Annotated in this window: 16 protein-coding genes; 9 read left to right on the forward strand and 7 right to left on the reverse strand. The window is 51.6% G+C overall.

Annotation, left to right across the window (positions count from 1 at the left end):
- Positions 1-491 precede the first annotated feature (491 nt).
- From IX84_RS29420 to IX84_RS29435, 4 genes are all read right to left on the reverse strand, one after another.
- Entirely contained in the window at positions 492-992 is a 501-nt protein-coding gene (locus tag IX84_RS29420) for a gliding motility lipoprotein GldH (RefSeq protein ID WP_044229977.1), read from the reverse strand.
- A gap of 14 nt (positions 993-1,006) precedes the next feature.
- On the reverse strand, positions 1,007-2,173 hold the full coding sequence (gene dnaJ / locus IX84_RS29425; RefSeq protein ID WP_044229980.1) for a molecular chaperone DnaJ: 1,167 nt from the start codon (positions 2,171-2,173) through the stop codon (positions 1,007-1,009).
- Positions 2,174-2,198: 25 nt separating this feature from the next.
- Positions 2,199-2,789, reverse strand: a complete 591-nt coding sequence (locus tag IX84_RS29430; protein ID WP_044229982.1) for a nucleotide exchange factor GrpE — start codon at positions 2,787-2,789, stop codon at positions 2,199-2,201.
- An 86-nt stretch (positions 2,790-2,875) separates the two neighbouring features.
- Complete coding sequence (locus IX84_RS29435; RefSeq protein WP_044229984.1) at positions 2,876-3,424, reverse strand: TlpA family protein disulfide reductase; 549 nt, start codon at positions 3,422-3,424, stop codon at positions 2,876-2,878.
- Between the two features lie 278 nt (positions 3,425-3,702).
- Here IX84_RS29435 and IX84_RS29440 point away from each other — a divergent pair, with 278 nt between their 5' ends.
- From IX84_RS29440 to IX84_RS29455, 4 genes are all read left to right on the forward strand, one after another.
- Entirely contained in the window at positions 3,703-4,587 is an 885-nt protein-coding gene (locus tag IX84_RS29440) for a flavin reductase family protein (protein ID WP_044229986.1), read from the forward strand.
- A 184-nt stretch (positions 4,588-4,771) separates the two neighbouring features.
- Positions 4,772-8,320, forward strand: coding sequence for a T9SS-dependent M36 family metallopeptidase (locus IX84_RS31755; RefSeq protein ID WP_052516514.1), 3,549 nt, complete (start codon positions 4,772-4,774; stop codon positions 8,318-8,320).
- Positions 8,321-8,718: 398 nt separating this feature from the next.
- Positions 8,719-9,177 (forward strand): hypothetical protein, encoded by a 459-nt coding sequence (locus IX84_RS29450; protein WP_044229988.1) that lies wholly within the window; start codon positions 8,719-8,721, stop codon positions 9,175-9,177.
- Positions 9,178-9,327: 150 nt separating this feature from the next.
- Positions 9,328-9,642 (forward strand): GNAT family N-acetyltransferase, encoded by a 315-nt coding sequence (locus tag IX84_RS29455; protein WP_044229992.1) that lies wholly within the window; start codon positions 9,328-9,330, stop codon positions 9,640-9,642.
- On the opposite strand, the gene IX84_RS29460 is transcribed toward IX84_RS29455, so the two are convergent.
- Positions 9,639-11,207 carry a sodium:solute symporter gene (locus IX84_RS29460; protein ID WP_044229993.1) on the reverse strand — a complete coding sequence of 523 codons (1,569 nt, stop codon included), beginning with the start codon at positions 11,205-11,207 and terminating at the stop codon, positions 9,639-9,641. The genes IX84_RS29455 and IX84_RS29460 overlap by 4 nt on opposite strands.
- A gap of 246 nt (positions 11,208-11,453) precedes the next feature.
- On the opposite strand from IX84_RS29460, the gene IX84_RS29465 reads away from it, so the two are divergent.
- The gene (locus tag IX84_RS29465) at positions 11,454-11,906 is read left to right on the forward strand and encodes a MarR family winged helix-turn-helix transcriptional regulator (RefSeq protein WP_044229996.1); all 453 of its coding nucleotides are present in this window, start codon (positions 11,454-11,456) and stop codon (positions 11,904-11,906) included.
- Positions 11,907-12,098: 192 nt separating this feature from the next.
- Here IX84_RS29465 and IX84_RS29470 read toward each other — a convergent pair whose 3' ends face one another.
- Positions 12,099-12,740, reverse strand: coding sequence for a hypothetical protein (locus tag IX84_RS29470; RefSeq protein ID WP_044229998.1), 642 nt, complete (start codon positions 12,738-12,740; stop codon positions 12,099-12,101).
- A gap of 39 nt (positions 12,741-12,779) precedes the next feature.
- Positions 12,780-13,223 carry an RrF2 family transcriptional regulator gene (locus tag IX84_RS29475; protein ID WP_044230001.1) on the reverse strand — a complete coding sequence of 148 codons (444 nt, stop codon included), beginning with the start codon at positions 13,221-13,223 and terminating at the stop codon, positions 12,780-12,782.
- A 214-nt stretch (positions 13,224-13,437) separates the two neighbouring features.
- On the opposite strand from IX84_RS29475, the gene IX84_RS29480 reads away from it, so the two are divergent.
- From IX84_RS29480 to IX84_RS29495, 4 genes are read left to right on the forward strand one after another with little or no spacing between them, the layout of a single operon-like run.
- Positions 13,438-14,823: a TolC family protein gene (locus IX84_RS29480; RefSeq protein ID WP_044230003.1), complete on the forward strand. Its 1,386-nt coding sequence runs from the start codon at positions 13,438-13,440 to the stop codon at positions 14,821-14,823.
- A gap of 23 nt (positions 14,824-14,846) precedes the next feature.
- The gene (locus IX84_RS29485; protein WP_044230006.1) at positions 14,847-15,977 is read left to right on the forward strand and encodes an efflux RND transporter periplasmic adaptor subunit; all 1,131 of its coding nucleotides are present in this window, start codon (positions 14,847-14,849) and stop codon (positions 15,975-15,977) included.
- 26 nt (positions 15,978-16,003) lie between these two features.
- Positions 16,004-19,057, forward strand: coding sequence for an efflux RND transporter permease subunit (locus tag IX84_RS29490; RefSeq protein ID WP_044230008.1), 3,054 nt, complete (start codon positions 16,004-16,006; stop codon positions 19,055-19,057).
- 46 nt (positions 19,058-19,103) lie between these two features.
- Positions 19,104-20,111: a sugar phosphate nucleotidyltransferase gene (locus tag IX84_RS29495; RefSeq protein ID WP_044230010.1), complete on the forward strand. Its 1,008-nt coding sequence runs from the start codon at positions 19,104-19,106 to the stop codon at positions 20,109-20,111.
- Positions 20,112-20,145 lie beyond the last annotated feature (34 nt).

The raw sequence follows: 20,145 nt of genomic DNA on the forward strand, positions 1-20,145 counted from the left end.
ACTTCGTTTTTTCCATAAGATCACGATTTGTTTAAAAAAAATTAGGTTAAAAAAAGGTCGTTAAATGAAATATCGAGACTCTGACTCCAGGCATATTAAGGAGTAGAGACAAATCTTAGGTCGTCGGTAATCCTGACGCTTTTGTCCGGACTAATGGATATCGGGTAATTACAGCTGTTCAATACTATATAACAAGCAAAGCAAACAACTCATGCTGTAATCGAGTGTTGCTCATCGTTCTTTTGCAATAATCTCATGAAAGGGAAAAGGAAAGCTAAAGACTGGTCCTGTTTGATACTAGTTCTAAATAAAAGATTAGAATAGATTCCGATTACCATTTTTTCTTTCCAGGGTAATTGTAGCTACTAAGCTACATTTTTTTTCTGAATAAAAGAAGTTAACTCAGGTTTTTTGTTAACCAAACTTTAGGAACAAAAGTAGCAGCAAGATGACAAATACAAAAATTTATCTGCATTTTTTTCAAAAAAAGATTACCTCCTAATACCCGTATCCTCAACCATAAACCTAAGATTCCGGACCTCTTTCAAGGAATCTCTTCTCGTATACTGCTCCATTTCAAGGGTATACTCTCCAATCTGATTGAAATAAGTCCCTGTTTGCAGTGGGACTTTTAGCGCGCATTCCTGACCACTGCATGCACCCAGCCATTGCCCGCCTTTATCAGCCAGTTCCAGGGAGACCACCTCGCTAAGTTCATTCCCATCCGGAAATATCGTCTGAATACGGGTGTACAGGTTTTGGTTGGAGTAAGACGAGGTATGCCCTACTTCCAACCATAGGTTGTAGATTTTTGTAGTATCTTCCACTTCAAAGGAGAAAGAAACCGGCTCATCATAAGCCCACCCGGTTTCCGGTATTTCCTTTTCTGTATTGAAGATATAGTTGGGCCCGCAGGAGGAAAACGATAACAAACCCGTGGTCAGCAAAACGATTAGCATCCCGGACCGGAACCATGAAAAACAAAAGTGCATAGGCACATCATTTTCTACTTGAAGTAATCTTTCATCTTCTCAAAAAAGCCTTTTTCAGACTTACCGGGCTGCGGGTTGAAGTTCGGCATCTGCCGGATTTTCTCGAGTACTTCCCGATCTTCATCAGACAGCTTTTTGGGCGTCCAGACATTTACGTGGATCAGTTGATCTCCTTTGCCGTAAGACTGTACACTGGGCAATCCTTTGCCCTTCAAACGAAAAATCTTTCCGGATTGTGTCCCGGCCGGCACTTTTATCTTCACCCGCCCGTCAATAGTTGGCACCTCTACTGATGTGCCCAGCGCAGCATCTGCAAAGTTGAGGTATAATTCGTGGACCAGGTTCATGCCATCCCGTTGCAGGTGGTCATGTGGTTTTTCTTCTATGTTGATCAAAAGGTCGCCGGCAGGGCCGCCTTTGGCACCGGCATTCCCTTTACCCCGCAGGGACAGCTGCATGCCTTCTTCTACGCCTGCCGGTATCTCGATTTCCATTGTTTCTTCTCCCTGCATCCGGCCGTCACCGCCGCAAGTCGTGCACTTAGCCGTCACCTGCTGCCCTGAGCCATTACAGGTGGGACAGGTAACCGTAGTCTGCATCTGCCCAAGGAAGGTATTTTTCACCTGACGGACATATCCAGCTCCACGGCAGGTCGTACAGGTTTTTACGCTGCTACTGTCCTTCGCACCGCTACCATTACAGGATGTACAGGTGACCTCCTTCTTGACCTTGATTTTTTTGGTCACCCCACTGGCAATTTCTTCCAGCGTCAACGCCACTTTTATGCGCAGATTGCTGCCTCTCTGCCCGGCACTGCGGGCACGGCCACGGCCAGCCCCTCCGCCAAAGAAGGAATCGAACGGGCTGCCGCCATCGCCAAAGATATCGCCAAATTGCTGGAAGATATCTTCCATGGTCATTCCACCACCACTAAAGCCGCCGCCTCCGCTGTTACCACTAACACCAGCATGCCCGTAGCGGTCATAGCGCGCCCGTTTCTGGCTGTCGCTCAGAATCTCGTAAGCCTCCGCAGCTTCTTTGAACTTTTCTTCCGCCTCCTTATCATCGGGATTTCGGTCAGGGTGGTATTTGAGTGCCAGTTTGCGATAGGCTTTTTTGATCACCCCTTCGTCTGCATCCTTATTCACCCCTAAAACCTCGTAATAATCTCGTTTTGCCATAATGTCTTATTAGCCTGACGCTATATTATTTTCCTACCACCACCTTTGCGTGACGGATGATCTTATCATTGAGCCAATACCCTTTTTCAACGGTGTCTATGATTTTGCCTTTCTGCTCTTCTGAAGGCGCAGGCACCTCCGTCAGTGCTTCGTGCAATTCCGGGTCAAAGTCTTCACCGTTGGTTTCCATAGGCTTAAGCCCTTTCTGCTCCAAGGTATTGTAGAGTTTTTTGTACACCAGCCCGATCCCTTCGGCAAACAAATCCCCCTTGTCGTTTTCGTCCGCAGCTTTGCGGGCCCTGTCAAAATCGTCCAAAACTGGCAGGAGAGCTGTCATTGTGTCTTTTGCAGCGTTTTTCATCATATCCATCTTTTCACGGATGGAGCGCCGCTTGAAATTCTCAAACTCCGCCATCAGACGCAGGTGCTTGTCCTTTAATTCTTCCAATTGCTTGTCTTTTGCGCTGAGCTGATCTTCAGGGCTCAGTTCCTCATTAGTGCCCTGAGCAGTATTTTCCTCAGCAGTTTCGTTGGTTTCCTGTGCTGCTACCGCTTCCTGTGCCGCCGCAGCATCCTGGTCTTTTACGTCTTCCTGATGCTCTTTATGTTCACTCATGGTTTTATTTTTTTGCGTTTGCAAAGGTATAACCTCCGGGCTAATGCCCGCAATTATTTTGCCAGCTCTGTTTCTGCGACAATATGTCAGTTATTTGACTGGGCACTGAGGCGCTCCCGGACTTCCGAAACAGATGGATTAACGGCGATGATCTGCCCCTGCGGATTGAGCAGGTACTTGGTGGGCACTTGCTTCACGCCAAAGTCATTGGCAATCTTCCCATCAAAAAACCTCAGGCTCGTAGCCGTATCCATAATATGGTAGGGCCAATCGAGCCCATCCTGTTCTATCGCTCTCTCCCAGCGGGCAGCGTTGTCTTCCACACCAATACTTACGATGCTAAAGCCTTTGGCATTTTTGAACGCTGCCGTCCCAAAAGCCTTATTCAGCTCCACCAGCTCAGGGTTTTCTTTCCGGCAGGGAGCGCACCAACTGCCCCAGAAATCCAGGAGTACGTATTGCCCTCTTAAGTCAGACAGATCAAAAGCCTGTCCGTTTTTCAGTTGTGCCTGAATGACCGGTACCTGCTCCCCGTTGATAAACCGGGGCTTCATGTAAAAGTACCGACCGATGATGAGCAGTACCACTCCAATAATAAGTATGTTGAGCACTTTTCCGAAGGTTATTTTTGGCATTTTCCGGATGAGATTTTTATGACAAGATGATATACCTGAATAACATATGATAAAAAACAACCGTTTTCCGTACTTTGGCATTTCTTTGCTGAAAGCAGTGAGCGGACTATACTCACGATTAAGTGGTTTGCCACAGCAAACCTACTCAATGCCTGCCTGCGTGTCGGTACTTCGGCAGACAGGTCAGCATTTATGCTGGGAAGTGGCTGGCAACATCGGAGCGAGCCACTTCATATGCATATATCTGTTTCTAACCAAAACCACAAGCTGAACAACCTATGAAGGTAATCGACCCTGCCTCAACCCCCACCAAAGACTTGCATCAGTATCTGCTGGGTGCCGTTGCGCCACGCCCTATTGCATTCGCCAGCACCGTAGATAAACAAGGCAATCATAATCTGGCTCCATACAGCTTTTTTAATTGTTTCAGTTCCAACCCGCCTATCGTTGTCTTCTCTTCCAACCGGCGGGTTTCAGACAACAGCACCAAAGATACATTGCACAACATCATGCAGACGCGGGAAGTTGTCATCAACGTTGTCAACTACAATATCGTGCGGCAAATGGCGCTAACGAGCATCGATTATCCCAGCGAGGTGAGTGAATTCAAAAAAGCAGGGCTGACCCCGGTACCCGCTGACCTTGTCAAGCCCATGCGCGTGGAGGAATCCCCGGCGCAGTTGGAATGTAAGGTCAAAGAGATTATCCCGCTTGGCGAATCAGGTGGTGCAGGACACCTTATTATATGTGAGGTGGTGAGAATGCATATTCACGAGCAGGTACTGGATGAAGATGGCAAAATCAACCCACACAAAATCGACCTTATGGGGCGCATGGGCCGCGCTTTCTATGTACGGGCGAGCGGAGAGGCGATCCACAAAATCTTCCAGCCCTTCAACGTACCTGGCATAGGCTTCGATGCACTGCCAGTTGGCATTCGCAACAGTACGATCCTTACGGGAAATAACCTGGGCATGCTGGCTTCCCTGCCTGCCCCCCCTACGCCGGAGGCGATTGAGGCCATACGTAAAGAGCCTCCGGTACAGGAAGCCCTGTCGGCGGACCATCCCCGCCGGGCACTGCACCTGCTCGCCCAAAAAGAGCTGGCAAAAGAAGATAAAGCCAAAGCAGCCGCCCTGGCCTGGCTGGGGGAGCAGGTTTAAATTCCTGCCCCCGGCAACTGCCGTTTACCAAATCATAGGCTGCACATTTGTCGCCCAGTACATATAAACTTCCCGGATGGCCCCTTTTTCCCCACCATAATTTGCCTAAATTAGCTGCTCAATCCCGAAAACCTCCTGACGACAGAACGCTTAATTTTCTATTCAACCATAATATTTGCAAAGTATGAAGAGGACTTTTACCCGGTTTAGTGCCGTGTTGGCAGCGCTATTGATAGCCGCTACCAGCTGGGCACAACAGCAAACACCCCTGGACATCGCACTCCGCCATCTGGAGCAAGAGCGCGAAGCCTGGGGCCTGGCCGATGGAGACACCAAAGATGTCGTACTCCGCGATCAGGTATACAGCCGCCACAACGGCACCACCCACTTTTACTTCAATCAGCGCCACGATGGCATTGAAGTGTACAACGCCATCAACGGTGTGCACGTACAGGAAGGCGAAGTGGTATTCTCTACCAACCGTTTCACGCCCAATCTGGCAGAAAAAGTCAACACCACAGCTCCCAGCCTTACTGCCTATCAGGCGATTGAGGCCGCAGCGACCGACCTCGGCCTGATCATGGACGGACGGGAGCATCAGATTGCGCAGGATGGCCATCTCTACACCTTTTCCGGCGGCAACATTTCTGATTCGGATATCAAAGTGGAGCTGGTCTACCAAATGATGGAGGACGGCAGCGCCCGCCTCGCCTGGGACCTGGCTATCGATATGCCTACTACCCATGACTACTGGAGCCTCCGCATGGATGCCATCACTGGTGAGGAACTGGACCGCATCAACTGGAATGTAAGCTGTAATTTTGATGCGCCCAATGGCACGCATGCCCACAGCCACAACTGCGAGCACACGCAAGCAGAAGATAAGCCAGGCTTGCCCATTCGCCAGGCACTGGAGCAGCAGAATATGGTACAAAGTGACAACGCCGTGTACAACGTTTTCGCGCTGCCCGCTGAGAGCCCCATCCACGGCCCACGTGTGCTGGTGGAAAACCCCGCCGACACCCTGGCCTCTCCCTTTGGCTGGCACGATACCAACGGTGAGGCAGGGCCAGAGTACACCATCACCCGCGGCAACAACGTCCACGCTTACCTTGACCTTGACAACTCCAATCAGCCGCAGGGCGATGAGCCGGACGGAGGGGAAAACCTGGTTTTCGACTTCCCAATCGACCTGAATGCGGAGCCGGAGACTTACCAGGAGGCAGCAGTAACGCAGTTGTTCTACACCAACAACATGATCCACGATATTGTCTACGCCTATGGCTTTGACGAGCAGGCTGGCAATTTCCAGCAAAACAACTACGGCCGAGGCGGTCAGGGTGGCGACTACGTCAATGCCCATGCTCAGGACGGTGGAGGAGTAAATAACGCGAACTTCGCTACCCCACCCGATGGGGGGAATGGCACTATGCAGATGTACCTCTGGCAGGGCGGTGGCAGTATTTTCAGAGTCAATAGCCCGCAGCCGGTAGCGGGTTCCTATGAGGTATCAGCGGCATCGTTCGGTGCTCCAATTACGACAGACCCGGTGACCGGAGATGTAGTAGTCGCTGATGACGGTTCTGCAGAAGGCAGCCTCGCGTGTAACCCACTGGAAAACGTGGAGGCTATGGAAGGCAAAGTTGCTATCATCGACCGGGGCGGATGCGAATTTGGCCTAAAATCATTGAATGCACAGGAAGCCGGCGCTATCGGTGTCATTATCTGTAATTTTGAGGATGCTTCTGTAGGTATGGCAGGCGGCGCCGTAGGTGGACAGGTCACTATTCCAGTCGTTTCCCTGGGTAATGCAGACTGCCAAACTATCCGCGAATTTGCCGGACAAGGCCTGAATGTGACTTTCCAGGTGCCCGATGACAGTGGCCCTGAATTCGTAGACGGTGACCTGGACAACGGCATCGTGGCGCACGAGTACGGCCATGGTATCTCCAACCGCCTCACCGGTGGCCCCTCTGCAGCAGGTTGCCTGGGCAACGACGAGCAAATGGGAGAGGGCTGGAGCGATTACTTCGCCCTTATCACGTCTGTACAGCCCGGCGAGACCGGCGATATGCCACGAGGTATCGGCACCTTCGCCCTGAAGCAGGAAATCACCGGCTCCGGTATCCGCCGGCAGCGCTACTCCACCGACTTTTCCGTAAACAACCAAACTTACGATGATGTCAAAGGCACTACAGCCCCTCACCCCCTTGGTGAAGTCTGGGCGGTGGTCACCTGGGACCTCTACTGGGCTTTCGTGGAAGAATACGGCTGGGACCCTGATCCCATAAACGGCACCGGTGGAAACAATATGGCCATCCAACTCGTCATGGACGGTATGAAGCTTCAGGCGTGCAGCCCGGGCTTTGAGGATGGACGTGACGCCATTTTCGCCGCCGATGTACTGAACTACGATGGCATTCACGAGTGCCTGATCTGGGAAGTCTTCGCCCGCCGGGGCATGGGTTATTTCATGACACAGGAAGATTCCAATAACCGGAACGACAATGTAGAAGACTTCGAGCCCCGCCCGGAGTGTATCCGCGAGCTGAAGATCACCAAGTCTGTGACGCCGCTCATCGAAGCTGGCGAAGAAATCGAGGTAACGATGACCCTCACCAACCACAAGGGAGAGACCGTAACTGGCGTAATGGTGGAAGATGAAATCCCCACAGGCCTTTCCTTTATCCCTGGCTCTGCAGTAGGTGCAGACGCTACGGCTACCGGCAGTGCCGTTACGCTCGAAGTTGGTGATATGTCCAACGGTGAGGTCGTTACCATCTCCTACAAACTGGCTTCCGACGAGGAAATCTTCTCCACCACACAGTACTTCGACGGCATGGAGAACGACGATGAAAACTGGTTCTTCCTCAACCTCGACCCCGAGGGCTTCAACGTTTGGGAAATTTCTGAACTGGATGCCTACGAAGGCGAGAAAAGCTGGTTCATCGAAAATACCGAGTTTGTGAACGATCAGGTGATTTTCCTGCAGGAGCCGGTAACGGTAACAGGTGAGAACCCTGTACTACGTTTCTTCCACAAGTTCAATACCGTTATAGGTTTTGATGGTGGCGTGGTTGAAATCTCTACCGATGGCGGCTTTACCTGGCAGCGTATCCCTGAGCGCCTGATCCGCAACGGCTACAACTCCACACTGGATTATCAGACACTGGTTATTCCATTCCTGGAGGCCTTCTCGGGCAATTCTCAGGGCTGGATTGATACTTACATCGACCTCAGCGATTATGCTGGACAGGACATCAACTTCCGCTTCCGTTTTGGCTCTAACGAAGGAGGTGTACCGACTACCGGCACAAACCCAGGCTGGTTTGTGGATAATGTAGAAATCATGGACATGATCAGCTACAACGGCGAAGCTTGCGTCATGTCAAACGAAGGCGACATGGCCTGCGCCATTGCCCCTGAAGAGGGGACCATCGTGGAATCCGCACTCTCAAGCAGCGTGGAAGAAGCCTTGCCAGAAGGTGCCGTGAAAGTCTTCCCTAACCCTGCCAACGACCTGCTGAATGTGGCCATCGATGTGACAGGTGCGGAAGAGGCACTGATCACGCTCGTTGCGATGGACGGCCGCGTCATGCAGGAGCAGCAAGTGGAAATGGGCGGTTTTTACCAGCTCGTTCCCGTTAATGTTGCCCATTTGCCTGCCGGTATGTACTTCGTCAAAGTGCAAGCGGGCGGTAAAATGACCACTCAAAAAGTCGTTATCCGATAGGATATACCTGATGCATAAATGAGATTTAGCCCTGGCGTATGAATTTTGCGCCGGGGCTATTTTGTTTTATAAACACTGTCTTAGGGGGTTCACACAGTGGTTCACGCGGCTCTCGCTAAGTACAATACCACACTAACCTTTGCGGACTTCGCGTGCCTTCCTCTGCGGTCTTTGCGTAAAACCCTTCCGCATTTTCTTCTCCAACCATATCTTAGTAGTGGGGCAAAAATAAAATACACAACTTTCAAAAAGTTTTTGCCCCAACGTTGCACAAAACTCGCCCTCTAGTTGGTTTTGTGCAACGTTGGAACAAAACCAGTTGTGTATTTTTTTTTCGAGAAGCCCTTACTTTCAACTCAAAGTGTACTTTTGCGTTTCATTGCCGAACTACAACGCACATGACACAAAAAGTACAACTCGAACTCTACTTCTGGCTCTTCACCCTATTGGTTACTGCCGCCGTGATGCTCCCCATCCTGACCTCTGTACCCGGCTACCCTTTCACCTTCGTGAATATCGTTTACGTCATCGTGGCCATCACCATGACACGCTATCTGTTCCTGCTCAAGCATACCTTCCTGGCCAAACGCCAAAGCCTGAAAGTGGTGGTGGTATTCCTATGCATCCCGCTCATTTTTTATCTGGTACAAAACCTCAACTACTTCCAGACCTATCTCGACGAAGAGGGCCCTGAAGCCATCATCGGCAAGCTCGCTTACACCGAACAGCAAAACCTTTTGGTCTACATCCGCAGTGAGCTGCTGCTCTTTGGGGTTATGAGTATTATCAGTTCCGTACTCCTGCCCTTCCGGTTGGTCCTTTCCGTTTGGCGGACGCGGAACCGGGGAACGGTGTAAAACTGAATTCAGGGGAGCCTGGAGGAAGGCGCGCTGGCCGTCGGAAGATATATTGCCAACGAGTGAAATCAGGCGGTTGGAAGGGAGCACCCGCCTAATGTTTTCGAACATTTCCACGTACCTCTTTTTTACAAAGGCAAAGACCAAATCATGCCTGACTCTTTGCCACCCGTGCAGCACGATCCGCAATCCGAACAATTCTTCATCAATCTGGAGGGCCAGCAAAATGCAAAGCTGGATTATGCCAGAAAAGTCGAGGGAGAGCGCACCGTTTTAGACCTGAAAGCCACCTTTGTCCCGCCCGGAAGGCGCAATCAGGGGTTGGCCACTAAAATTGTCCTGAACGCCTTCCGGGAAGCCGAAGCCCAGGGGTATAAAATCCGCCCGTCCTGCCCATTTACGGAGGCGCTGCTACAGCGCAAGCCGGCATTCCAGCACCTCCGGGTAGATGAAAAAGCCAGTTAGAACACATACTTCAGACTCCAACTGATGCCGATAATCAGTACCAGAAAGCCCACCAGGAGCGCAGCCTCCCAACCCAGCAGGCGGTTCCAGTCCATCTTAAAGTCGATGACCACTTCCTTAGCCCGGCCGGGCAACAGGCGGCTCGCACCGTAGCCAACAATCAGGGTAAGTGCAGCACCGATGGCATTCCACCAAAACCAGAACACCTCCGGTACGTAGAGCCAGAGATAAATATTGACCAGAACACCGGTTGCAAGCCCAATATTTGCACCAAGTGCGTGCGTACGCCGGGTCATTATGGCCAGCAGGAAAGTCGCAAGAATGGGTCCGTAAAAGACGGATCCGATTTTATTGATGGCCTCAATAACTGTATCCGCAATTTCACCAGCGTATGCAGCCAGTACAATGCACACCAGTCCCCAGGCAAAAGCAGTGTAGCGGGAATAGCGCATGTAATCCCCATCCTTCAGCGTCTTGCCACGGGCAATAAAGTCCTCCACCGTCACAGCCGACAGGGAGTTGATGGCGGAACTCAGCGAAGACATGGCCGCTGACAAGATAGCCACAATGAGCAGCCCAATGACCCCGTGCGGCAGGTAGTCCCGGATAAACACCGGGATCATCATATCCGGTTTATCGGCGGGCACCGCAGCCTGAAAAGCAGGAGTAGTGGCGACGAGCGTGCCAATGATCAACCCCATGACACAGTAGGTCAGCGTCACCGGAAAACGGATGAGCCCGTTGAACAGCAGCGTTTTCCGCACCACGCCCATATCCCGGGCGGAGAGCGTGCGCTGCGCCTGCGACTGATCCGTGCCGTAGTAGGAAACGTAAAGGAAAAAGCCGCCCAGCAGCATCGGCCAAAAACCAAACTCCTCCCCTTTCTGAAAACCCCATCCGGAAAAGTCCACCGCATCCAAACGGTCGCGGTCGAGCTGAGCAGTAAAAGCTTCCCAGCCCCCAATTTCCGCCAGGGCAAAGCCCATGCACAGCAGAATGCCCAGAAACAGGATGATCATCTGAATCATATCGCCGTAGACCACTGCTTTCATACCGCCCTGCAAAGAATAAATGAGGGTGATCACCCCAATGATGCCAAGCGTGGTGAAGAAAGACACGCCCAGCACACTTTCCAAAATAATGGAAACCGCATAGACCATCACACCAGTCGCAAAGGCCCGGCTGATGAGAAAAACGGCACTTAGCAACAAACGCGTAGATGCACTAAACCGGCGCTCCAAATACTCGTAAATGCTAACGATACCCGCATTGTAAAGAGGCGGAATAAGCACGGCCATCAGAAACAGCATCGCCACAGGCACGCCAAACTCAAAACTGAGCCACTCCAGCCCGCCCCCTTCGCGCAACCCTACAAAAGCCGGGGCCGAGATAAAACTGATAGCCGATAACTGTGTAGCCATAATCGACAGCCCCAACGGCAGCCAACCGAAGCTCTTGCCGCCCAGGAAATAGTCCTTACCGTCTTTCTGATCTTTGAAAAAGTAGCCCAGCCCAAGAAAAGCCAGAGCATAAACCGCCACGATAATATAGTCTAATGTATTCATAACTTGGTCTTCGTTTTGCCTGTGGGAGTTGGGCTCTTCTATACCGACGACGAAGTAGTTTGGGACCAACCATGACTTCGTGTCGGCATACCTGTGCGTACCGGCATACTCGTGCGTCGGGTGGACGCCCAAACCTCTCCGTTCCGAGTATAGCCTCAATCCCGATTATTCCTCCCAAAATAAGAAGATTATGCAACCTAAGCCTTAACTTCGTTGTTTAAACTTTAGTACCAAGACCGGGCGAGCATGAAAATAGAACAAGCAATCAACCAGACCAAACCATTTAGAAATAACCGTCACCGGGCGATGGTCAACCTGATTTATACCCATAACTGGATGGTAGACCAACTGCGGGCCAAGATCAAGCCACACGGCATCACCATGCAGCAATACAACGTGCTGCGTGTATTACGAGGCGCAGGTGAGCCCATCAGCACCTCTGTAATCAGAGAGCGGTTGCTGGACAAAATGGCGGATACTTCCCGCATGGTTCACCGCCTGGCGCAGAAGGGGCTGGTGGTACGCAGAGAGTGCGCTCACGATAAGCGCCTGGTGGATGTATCGCTGAGCGATGAAGGTTATGCCATGCTGGACCAACTCGATATACTCCACACCGAAATGGACCGGATTTGTGAAGCCCTTACAGAAAACGAAGCTGCCCAGCTTAGCGAATTACTGGATAAATTGCGGTCAGATTAAGCCTGTATCTGCCAGGCAACCGCATAATATAAAAGCCGTTTGGAACTTGTGTCCAAACGGCTTTTCTAAGGACCAAAAGTCCGTTTCAAAGTACCTTTGTAGTGGGGCAAAAATAAAATGCACAACTTTCAAAAAGCTTTTGCCCCAACGTTGCACAAAACCAGTTGTGTATTTTATTTTCCGAGAAGCCCTTTACTGTACGCTCAGTCCGGTTACCTTTTTCCGGTCAAAGTATTCTTTAGCCTGAGGCGAATAGACTTCAATGGTTTCGTATTCCACAGTCACGGTTTTACCTTTGAGGCTACCGGGATTTTGAATGAGTGCATCACTGCCCTTGAAGTAGCTCATCCAAAGCAACTTTTGAGTGCGCCCATTCGCCTCTTTGATAGTAATAGTGGCAATATCGTCACCAGAAATCCCTTCAAAGGAGCCTGAAACCGTTCCTGTTGCCTGGGCAGCCGGTGCAGCATTCATACCTTGTGGAGGTTGCTGCCCCGCAAGTTTCATGATGACGTTGGGGCATTTGAAAGCCATTTTCATACCGATTTGCTCCCCAAGTTTGGTCATTGCTGCCTGATCGCTGGGATTGAGCTCACCGTATTGGTTCTCAAAGGCAGCTTGATTGGCGCCTACGGCCTCCATGAGACAGATACTCAACTGCATCTGCAGATCATCTACAGACATATTATCTATATCCTTTTTTGAAATGCAGTGACACGCATCGTCAGCAAGTACATCCAATAGTATATCGTCAAGTAAAGCTTTCTGGGCATTTACAGTAGAAGAAAGCAGCATAAAAGCGCCCAATAGTGCAGTAGCGAGAATATTCTTCATGTTTCTGATTTTGAGGCAAAGGTAGGGAAAAATGGCTTTTTAAGACTGCTCTTTTCGCAGTGCTTCCTCCCTTTCCATTATTGCAGCCATACTGTTGTCTTCGAGCGTTTTCAGGGTTTGGTCACGGATGGTCAGGAAGACTGCCCGTATACCGCAGGTTTTCTCATCTTTGCACTCCTCACAGCGCTCATAGTAGTTGAGAGAAACGCAGGGCAGCATTGCAATCGGCCCGTCAAACAGGCGCATGACCCGCGCCAGGCTGATCTCCTCCGGTGGCACTTTGAGAAAGTAGCCGCCCTTTCGGCCACGCTTGCTACGCAGAAAACCGGCATTTTTCAGGTCAAGGAGGATGGCTTCCAGAAATTTGTGTGGGATGTTTTCGCCTTCTGCTATTTCCGAAGCCAGTATAGGCCTTTCTTCGTTGCGATGTCGCGAAACATACAGCAAGGCGTTAATAGCGTACTTTGATTTTTTCGATAACATAGGTAAAAGTCGTTCTTGTCGCCCAAGATAGTAGAATTTGAAGTGGTCAACCTGTGATAGGTATCACAATCCACCCTGTCATTTGTTCACACGGGCCTTTCATTGCCGATTCCTGACTATTCATTGCCGAAAATCGACGATTCGTTCCCACAGGGTCGCATCCATACAGGAAACCTCATACCTTGCTACTCTATTGTTCTGATAACCAACTACGATGAAACTTCAAATCATTTTTCTGCTCTTGCTGGGAGCGTTACTTGCCGGAAAGGCTCAATCCCCACTTGACACCTACATCTCACAAGCACTCCAGCAAAACATTAGAGTACAGCAACAAAAGCTCACTTTAGAAGCAGCAAAAGCTGACCTCAAACTCGCCCGGCAGCAACTCCTCCCTACCCTTTCGGTAAATGCCCGTTATTCGGTAGCTTATGGCGGACGTGCTTTCATCATTCCCGTTGGTGACCTGGTCAATCCCATTTATTCCAACCTCAATGCCCTGAATGAAGTGGCGGCCTCGGCTACGCCCGACTACCCGACTATTCCGGAATATCCAGCTATCAGCAATGTGGAAGAGAATTTCCTGCGCCCTACCGAACAGGAAACCGTGGTACGCCTGCAAATGCCGCTCTACAACCAAGCCATTCTGAAGAATCAACGCATACACGAGAACCTGGAGGCCGCCAGCCGCTTATCCGTGGAAGCCTATAAGCGGACGCTGGTCAAAGAGGTAAAGGTAGCCTACTATTCCTATTTGCAGGCCAGGCAAGGCACCCAAATCGTTGAACAAGCCAGGGATATCCTGCAGGAGAACCTGCGAACTACTCAAAGCCTCGAAACCCACCACAAAGTCACCAGAGATGCTGTTTTCCAAGCTCAGGCCGAGCTTAGCAGCGTAGAACAGCAACTTGTAGAAGCCCAAACCCTGGAAAAGGTAGCCCGTGGTTTCTTCAATACCCTGCTCAACCGCCCTCTTGACACCGCCATCGATAGCCCGGCGGAGACACCCGCCAACACCGCCTATACCGATGCCCTGGAACAGGCTACCGCTCAGGCCCTGAGCCAAAGAGAGGAATTCCGGCAACTGGCGTACTACGAAGCTGCCCGGGACCAGGAAATCCAAATGGCAAAGGGCGCACGCCTGCCTTCCATCAACCTACAGGCCGACTATGGCATACAGGGCACCCGGTATGTAGTAGACGACGGCGCTCAGTTCTTCCTGGGCTCCGTGGTGATGAATGTGCCTCTGTTTGACGCAAAAACCAATACGCGTGTGCAGCAGGCTACCATCGCACAACTTCAGGTCGAGCAAGAACGAGCAGCGGCCGAGCAGCAAATTCAGCTTCAGGTGCTTAAGGCCTACTACGAAATGGAAGCTGCCCAGGAGCAGATCAAACAGGCTGAGGCCGCCTATACCGCCGCCGATCAAGGGTTCCGGCTGGTACGCAAAAAGTACGAGCAGGGGCAGGCTAACCTCCTGGAATTCCAACAGTCGCGCAATCAGATGACTACAGCGGCTCTGCAGCAATCCATTGCCCGGCTGCAATACCAAATCAGACTGGCCAACCTTGAACAAGCAACTGCAGCTTACCCCATTCCCTAACCCCACCCATTAATACCTAGATTATGAAATCCTATATCATTCTATTCAGCCTGTTTATCCTGAGTGTACTGACTTTTCAAAGTTGCAGCGATACCAAGGCCTCCTCCCCCGACTCTAATCCCTCCACCCCACCCAGAACGGTGAAAGTGATGCCGGCACAAAGCAGTCAATACCGGGAAGCAGTCAAAGCATCCGGGCAGCTGGCACTGGCTGAGGAAGCCCGCCTGAGTTTCAAAACCGGTGGTGTGATCCGCAAAATCCATGTCCGGGAAGGGCAACGAGTCCGTGCAGGGCAGTTGCTGGCAGAAATTGAAACGGATGAGATCAGCGCACGTGCCCAACAGGCAGAACTCGGCAAAGCTCAGGGCGCCATTAGCGTGGAAAACGCCCGCCTGGCCCTTCAACTTGCCGAACGGGACTACCGCAATGCCAAAGGCCTATACACCGATAGTGTGGCTACTCTGGAACAACTCGAAAATGCCGAAGTACAACTGGACAACGCACGCAATCAGCTTAAGCTAGCCGAACGCGCCCAAAGCATACAGGCTCAACAGGAAGACGTGGCTAACTACAATCTTCGCCATGCAAAAATCCTGGCCCCGGCAGATGGCACCATCCTCAAAAAAATGGCGGAGCCCAATGAAGTCACCAACCCCGGCACCCCTGTCCTGCTTTTCGGCTCTCATTCAAAAGCCTTTGTCCTACGGGTAAGCGTGACAGACAAAGACGTAGTCCACCTCAATCTGGGCGACCCTGCCACGGTCGTTTTCGATGCCTACCCCGGCCGTACGTTCTCAGGCAGCATCCGGGAGATCGCTGGCATGGCAGACCCCTACACCGGCACTTTCGAGGTAGAAGTGGAAGTCAAGCCTGAAGCCGTAGCACTCCGCTCCGGGTTTATCGGCCGGGTGTCCATACAATCAAGCGAAGCTACACCGCTTATTTCCATTCCCACAGACGCACTCAAAGTAGCCGATGGGCAAGCCGGGATAGTATTCACTGCAGTGGGGAACCAGGCCCGGCAGCAAAAGGTGGATATCTACAAGCTCCAGGGGGATCAGCTTCTGTTGCGCTCCGGTGTGAATGCAGGCGATCAGGTCATTACTTCCGGCCTGGGCTTTTTGCAGGATGGAACGCCGATCATTATTGAATAATTCCCTCACCTCCACAATCCACACTGATGAATATCCCGAAGTTTTCCATCAAGAACTATCAGTTCACCCTTACGGCATTTGTTTTCCTGCTGGCTATGGGGCTGACCTCCTTTTTGGAGATGCCCCGGCGGGAAGACCCTGCGCTTGACATTCCCAATATGCTGGTTGTGGCGGTGTTCCCGGGAGCCAGCCCTACCGATATGGAGCGGCAGGTGGTCGATGTGCTGGAGGAAGCCATTAACGAGCTGGATGACCTCAAGGAAATACAAACCACCATACGGGACGGGGTGGCGGCCATCGAAGTAGAATTCAACTTCGGGGTAGACCCGGATGAAAAATTCGATGAAGTACAACGGCAGGTCAACCAATCAAGAGACGAGCTCCCGGAGGAGCTTTACCAATTGGATGTCCGGCAGTTCTCCACCAATACGGTCAACATCATGCAGGTGGCCCTGTATTCCAGTACAGCCTCCTACGCTCAGCTCAAAGCCGATGCCGAGCGGGTTAAAGACGAGATGGAACTGGTGAGCGGTGTCAAGAAAGTAGAAATTGAAGCTTATCCCGAGCAGGAGGTCCGCATTGCCCTACGCCCTACCGTAATGAAAGCCATGGGCGTTAGCCTGGAAGATGTGGAACGCGCCATTCAAAGCAGCAACGCCAGCATTCCCGGCGGTGCGGTGAAGGTGTCTCAAAAGCTGTTCAACGTCAAGACTTCCGGTGCATTTGATGAACTGGATCAAATCCGGAATACGGTGGTGGGTGTGAACCGGGGCAATATCGTTTATCTGAGGGACGTGGCCCGAGTGTATATGGACTACGAGGACGAACGCTGGACTGCCCGCTACAATGGCACGCCCTGTCTTTATGTCAATATGCAGCAAAAATCGGGTATGAATATTTATGATGTGACCGAGCCCGTGAAGGAAAGGCTGGCAGCCCTGGAGCTGAGCCCAGGGATTGAGCTGGCTTACGTATTTGATCAGTCCGAAGGCGTTACGCAGCGGGTTTCCGGTTTCCTGGGCAACCTCCTTCAGGGAGTTGTCCTGGTGGGCATCATCATTTTTCTCGTGCTGGGCATCCGTTCTTCGGCTTTGGTGATGATTGCCATCCCCTTCTCTATTTTGATTGGGCTTTGGGTGGCAGACCTCGCCGGTTTCGCATTACAACAAATGTCTATTGCCGGGCTGGTAGTCGCCCTTGGCCTTTTGGTGGACAACTCCATCGCCATTACTGAAAATATAGAACGGCTGCTCAATCAGGGGCTTTCCCCCACAGAAGCAGCGATCAAAGGCACGCAACAACTTATCGCCCCCATTGGCAGTGCCACCCTCACCACCATTCTGGCCTTCGTGCCGATTGTAATGATGCCGGAGACTACCGGTGCCTTCATTAAAGCCTTGCCGGTAACCGTGATTGCAACGCTGGCAGGTTCCTTCCTTATTGCAGTCACCCTTACGCCCTTCCTCGCCAGCCGTTTCCTGAAGGCCGGTGCAGGTGCCGCCCATCAGACGACCTGGCTGTTTCGTCAGCTGACCTGGATCGTCCAAAACCCTTACCGCAATATACTCCACTGGGCCATGCGGCACAAATGGGCCGTGATCGGGCTTTCCTTCACAGCGCTGGCAGCCGCCGGAGCGTTGTTCCCCTTGGTTGGGGTCGCCTTTTTCCCAAAAGCTGAAAAGCCCCAGTTCCGGATCACCGTACAGCTTCCCAATGGCAGCAACCTGGATGCCACAGACCTGGTAGTCCGCGACGTAGAGGCCGTCCTTGATACGATTACAGAGGTCGATTATTACGTCTCTAATATCGGGCACGGTAATCCAAGGATTTATTACAACGTCGCACCCGTCAATTTTTCCAACGATTTCGGAGAGGTGTTTGTAGTCCTAAAGTCTTACGAAATTGAAGCCTTTTACGCCCTTATTGATGAGCTTAGAGCTACGTTTGTCAATCACCCTACAGCTCGTATTGACGTGCGGGAGTTTGTACAGGGCCCGCCTACTGAAGCGCCGGTCGCCATCAAAATCAATGGTAACAACCTGCAACGACTGCAGGACTATGCCCTACAGGTGGAAGCGATCGTGCAAAACACCCCCGGTGCCATCAAAGTGGACAACCCCATCCGCAGCAACAGTACTGACCTCCACTTCGACATCAACCGCGATAAAGCAATGATGCTCGGCGTACCCGTATTTGCAGTGGACAATAGCGTCCGGAGTTTTGTGAATGGTGCTGAAGTCGGCACTTTCCGGGATGCAGACGGAGAAGACTACAATATGATAATGCGCTACGATTTTGACGGGCAATTTCGGGTAGAAGACTTTGAGGATATCAGTGTGCAGAGCCTCAATGGCGCTTTTGTCCCGCTGCGGCAGCTCGCGCATATCGAATTTGCGGAAGCACACAGCCGCATCACTCATCTGGATACTAAACGAACGGCTACTATTCTGGCTGACCTCGATAAAGGGTATACGCTAGACGAAGTTATAAACAGCATTGACGCCAGGCTTCAGCAACTCGAGTGGGAAGAAGGCTACACCTATGTTTACAAAGGCGACCTGGAAAGCCGGGACGAATCCTTTGGCGGTATGGGGACCGCCTCACTCATGGCTACTTTGCTTATTCTCGGAGTACTCATCATTCAGTTCCGGTCCTTCAGCCAGCCGCTGATCATATTCTCAGCTCTGCCGCTGGCCATCATTGGCTCTATTCTGGCCTTACTGGCTACCGGGATCAATTTCTCCTTCACGGCCTTCATTGGCCTGACGAGCCTGATCGGAATAGCGATCAACAACTCCATCGTCCTGGTTGACTTTGCTAATGAGGTGCGCCGGGAAGGTGGCACTATAATGGAAGCAGCACAGCAAGCCGGGGAAGTCCGTTTTATACCGATTGTCATGACCACCCTGACCACGATTCTGGGCTTGCTGCCGTTGACCCTTTCCGGCGGATCCCTGTGGGCGCCTATGGGCTGGACCATCATAGGCGGACTGCTGACCTCCACCGGATTTGTTTTGCTGCTGGTGCCGGTGCTGTATCTATTGCTGACCAAAGAGGTAGAAGCTTTGGCAACCCGTTAAACGATATTGCTCCGCAAAGAAATAGGATAATCCCTATCTTTGCGGCATGAAAGCAGTCATTCCCGTCGCTGGTGCAGGTACCCGCCTGCGCCCGCTGACGTACACTCAGCCTAAGCCGCTCATACCCGTTGCCGGGAAACCGATCATCTCCTTCATCATCGATCAGTTGATTGAGCAGGGGATACGCGATTTTATTTTTGTGATCGGTTACCTGGGGGAGAAAATTAAAAACTACGTAGATAAGGCCTACCCCAATATCAACCGGGAATATATTACGCAGGAGGTACGCCTGGGCTCCGGCCATGCCATATGGACCGCCCGCGATATGATCCGGTCGGATAAAGAACTGGTCGTATTTTTTGGAGACGTAATCCTGGATGTTGACTTTGAAAAGGTCATCAAATGCCGGGATTCCTGCCTGTGTGTTAAAAAAGTGGAAGACCCCCGAAAATTCGGTGTAGTGGAGTACGGGCAGGACGGTCAGGTGAAACGGGTGGTGGAAAAGCCCAAAATCCCCAAGTCGGACATGGCAATGGTCGGCTTTTACAAGATTAAGGAAGCCGAGCAATTGATTGATGCCCTGGAGTTCAATATCAGCCATAACATCCGTTCCAACGGGGAATTCCCCCTCACCGATGCCTTCATGAGGATGATTGAGCAAGGGGTGCATTTTTCCACCGAAGTCGTGGACAACTGGTTCGACTGCGGCAAGAAGGAAGTGTTGCTGGATACCAACTCCGCTTTCCTGGACCGCTCCGGCTACGCCTCCACCAACCTGCCGCCTTTTGATAACTCCATCATCATCCACCCGGTAAGTATTGGGCAGAACTGTAAGATTTCGAATTCTATCATCGGGCCCCACGTCACCATCGGCAATAATGCACGCATCAGCCACACCATAATTAAGGATAGCATTATCGGTAACTATGCGCACATCAAAGAGGTGATCCTGCAACGTTCAGTAGTAGGGAATGACACGGCCATCACCGGCTTGCGCCAAAGCCTCAACATCGGCGACAACACCGAAATCGACTTCAGCCTGCCCCGGAGCTAAACCGGCCGCACCTGCCTGATTCATCATTTTGTAA

This window comes from Phaeodactylibacter xiamenensis (assembly GCF_000759025.1).
GTDB classification, from domain to species: Bacteria; Bacteroidota; Bacteroidia; order Chitinophagales; family Saprospiraceae; genus Phaeodactylibacter; species Phaeodactylibacter xiamenensis.

Excerpts from the sequence above, each read along its gene's own strand:
- IX84_RS29420 (WP_044229977.1), bottom strand. The coding sequence starts at position 992 with ATGCACTTTTGTTTTTCATGGTTCCGGTCCGGGATGCTAATCGTTTTG.
- dnaJ (WP_044229980.1), bottom strand. The coding sequence starts at position 2,173 with ATGGCAAAACGAGATTATTACGAGGTTTTAGGGGTGAATAAGGATGCA.
- IX84_RS29430 (WP_044229982.1), bottom strand. The coding sequence starts at position 2,789 with ATGAGTGAACATAAAGAGCATCAGGAAGACGTAAAAGACCAGGATGCT.
- IX84_RS29435 (WP_044229984.1), bottom strand. The coding sequence starts at position 3,424 with ATGCCAAAAATAACCTTCGGAAAAGTGCTCAACATACTTATTATTGGA.
- IX84_RS29440 (WP_044229986.1), top strand. The coding sequence starts at position 3,703 with ATGAAGGTAATCGACCCTGCCTCAACCCCCACCAAAGACTTGCATCAG.
- IX84_RS31755 (WP_052516514.1), top strand. The coding sequence starts at position 4,772 with ATGAAGAGGACTTTTACCCGGTTTAGTGCCGTGTTGGCAGCGCTATTG.
- IX84_RS29450 (WP_044229988.1), top strand. The coding sequence starts at position 8,719 with ATGACACAAAAAGTACAACTCGAACTCTACTTCTGGCTCTTCACCCTA.
- IX84_RS29455 (WP_044229992.1), top strand. The coding sequence starts at position 9,328 with ATGCCTGACTCTTTGCCACCCGTGCAGCACGATCCGCAATCCGAACAA.
- IX84_RS29460 (WP_044229993.1), bottom strand. The coding sequence starts at position 11,207 with ATGAATACATTAGACTATATTATCGTGGCGGTTTATGCTCTGGCTTTT.
- IX84_RS29465 (WP_044229996.1), top strand. The coding sequence starts at position 11,454 with ATGAAAATAGAACAAGCAATCAACCAGACCAAACCATTTAGAAATAAC.
- IX84_RS29470 (WP_044229998.1), bottom strand. The coding sequence starts at position 12,740 with ATGAAGAATATTCTCGCTACTGCACTATTGGGCGCTTTTATGCTGCTT.
- IX84_RS29475 (WP_044230001.1), bottom strand. The coding sequence starts at position 13,223 with ATGTTATCGAAAAAATCAAAGTACGCTATTAACGCCTTGCTGTATGTT.
- IX84_RS29480 (WP_044230003.1), top strand. The coding sequence starts at position 13,438 with ATGAAACTTCAAATCATTTTTCTGCTCTTGCTGGGAGCGTTACTTGCC.
- IX84_RS29485 (WP_044230006.1), top strand. The coding sequence starts at position 14,847 with ATGAAATCCTATATCATTCTATTCAGCCTGTTTATCCTGAGTGTACTG.
- IX84_RS29490 (WP_044230008.1), top strand. The coding sequence starts at position 16,004 with ATGAATATCCCGAAGTTTTCCATCAAGAACTATCAGTTCACCCTTACG.
- IX84_RS29495 (WP_044230010.1), top strand. The coding sequence starts at position 19,104 with ATGAAAGCAGTCATTCCCGTCGCTGGTGCAGGTACCCGCCTGCGCCCG.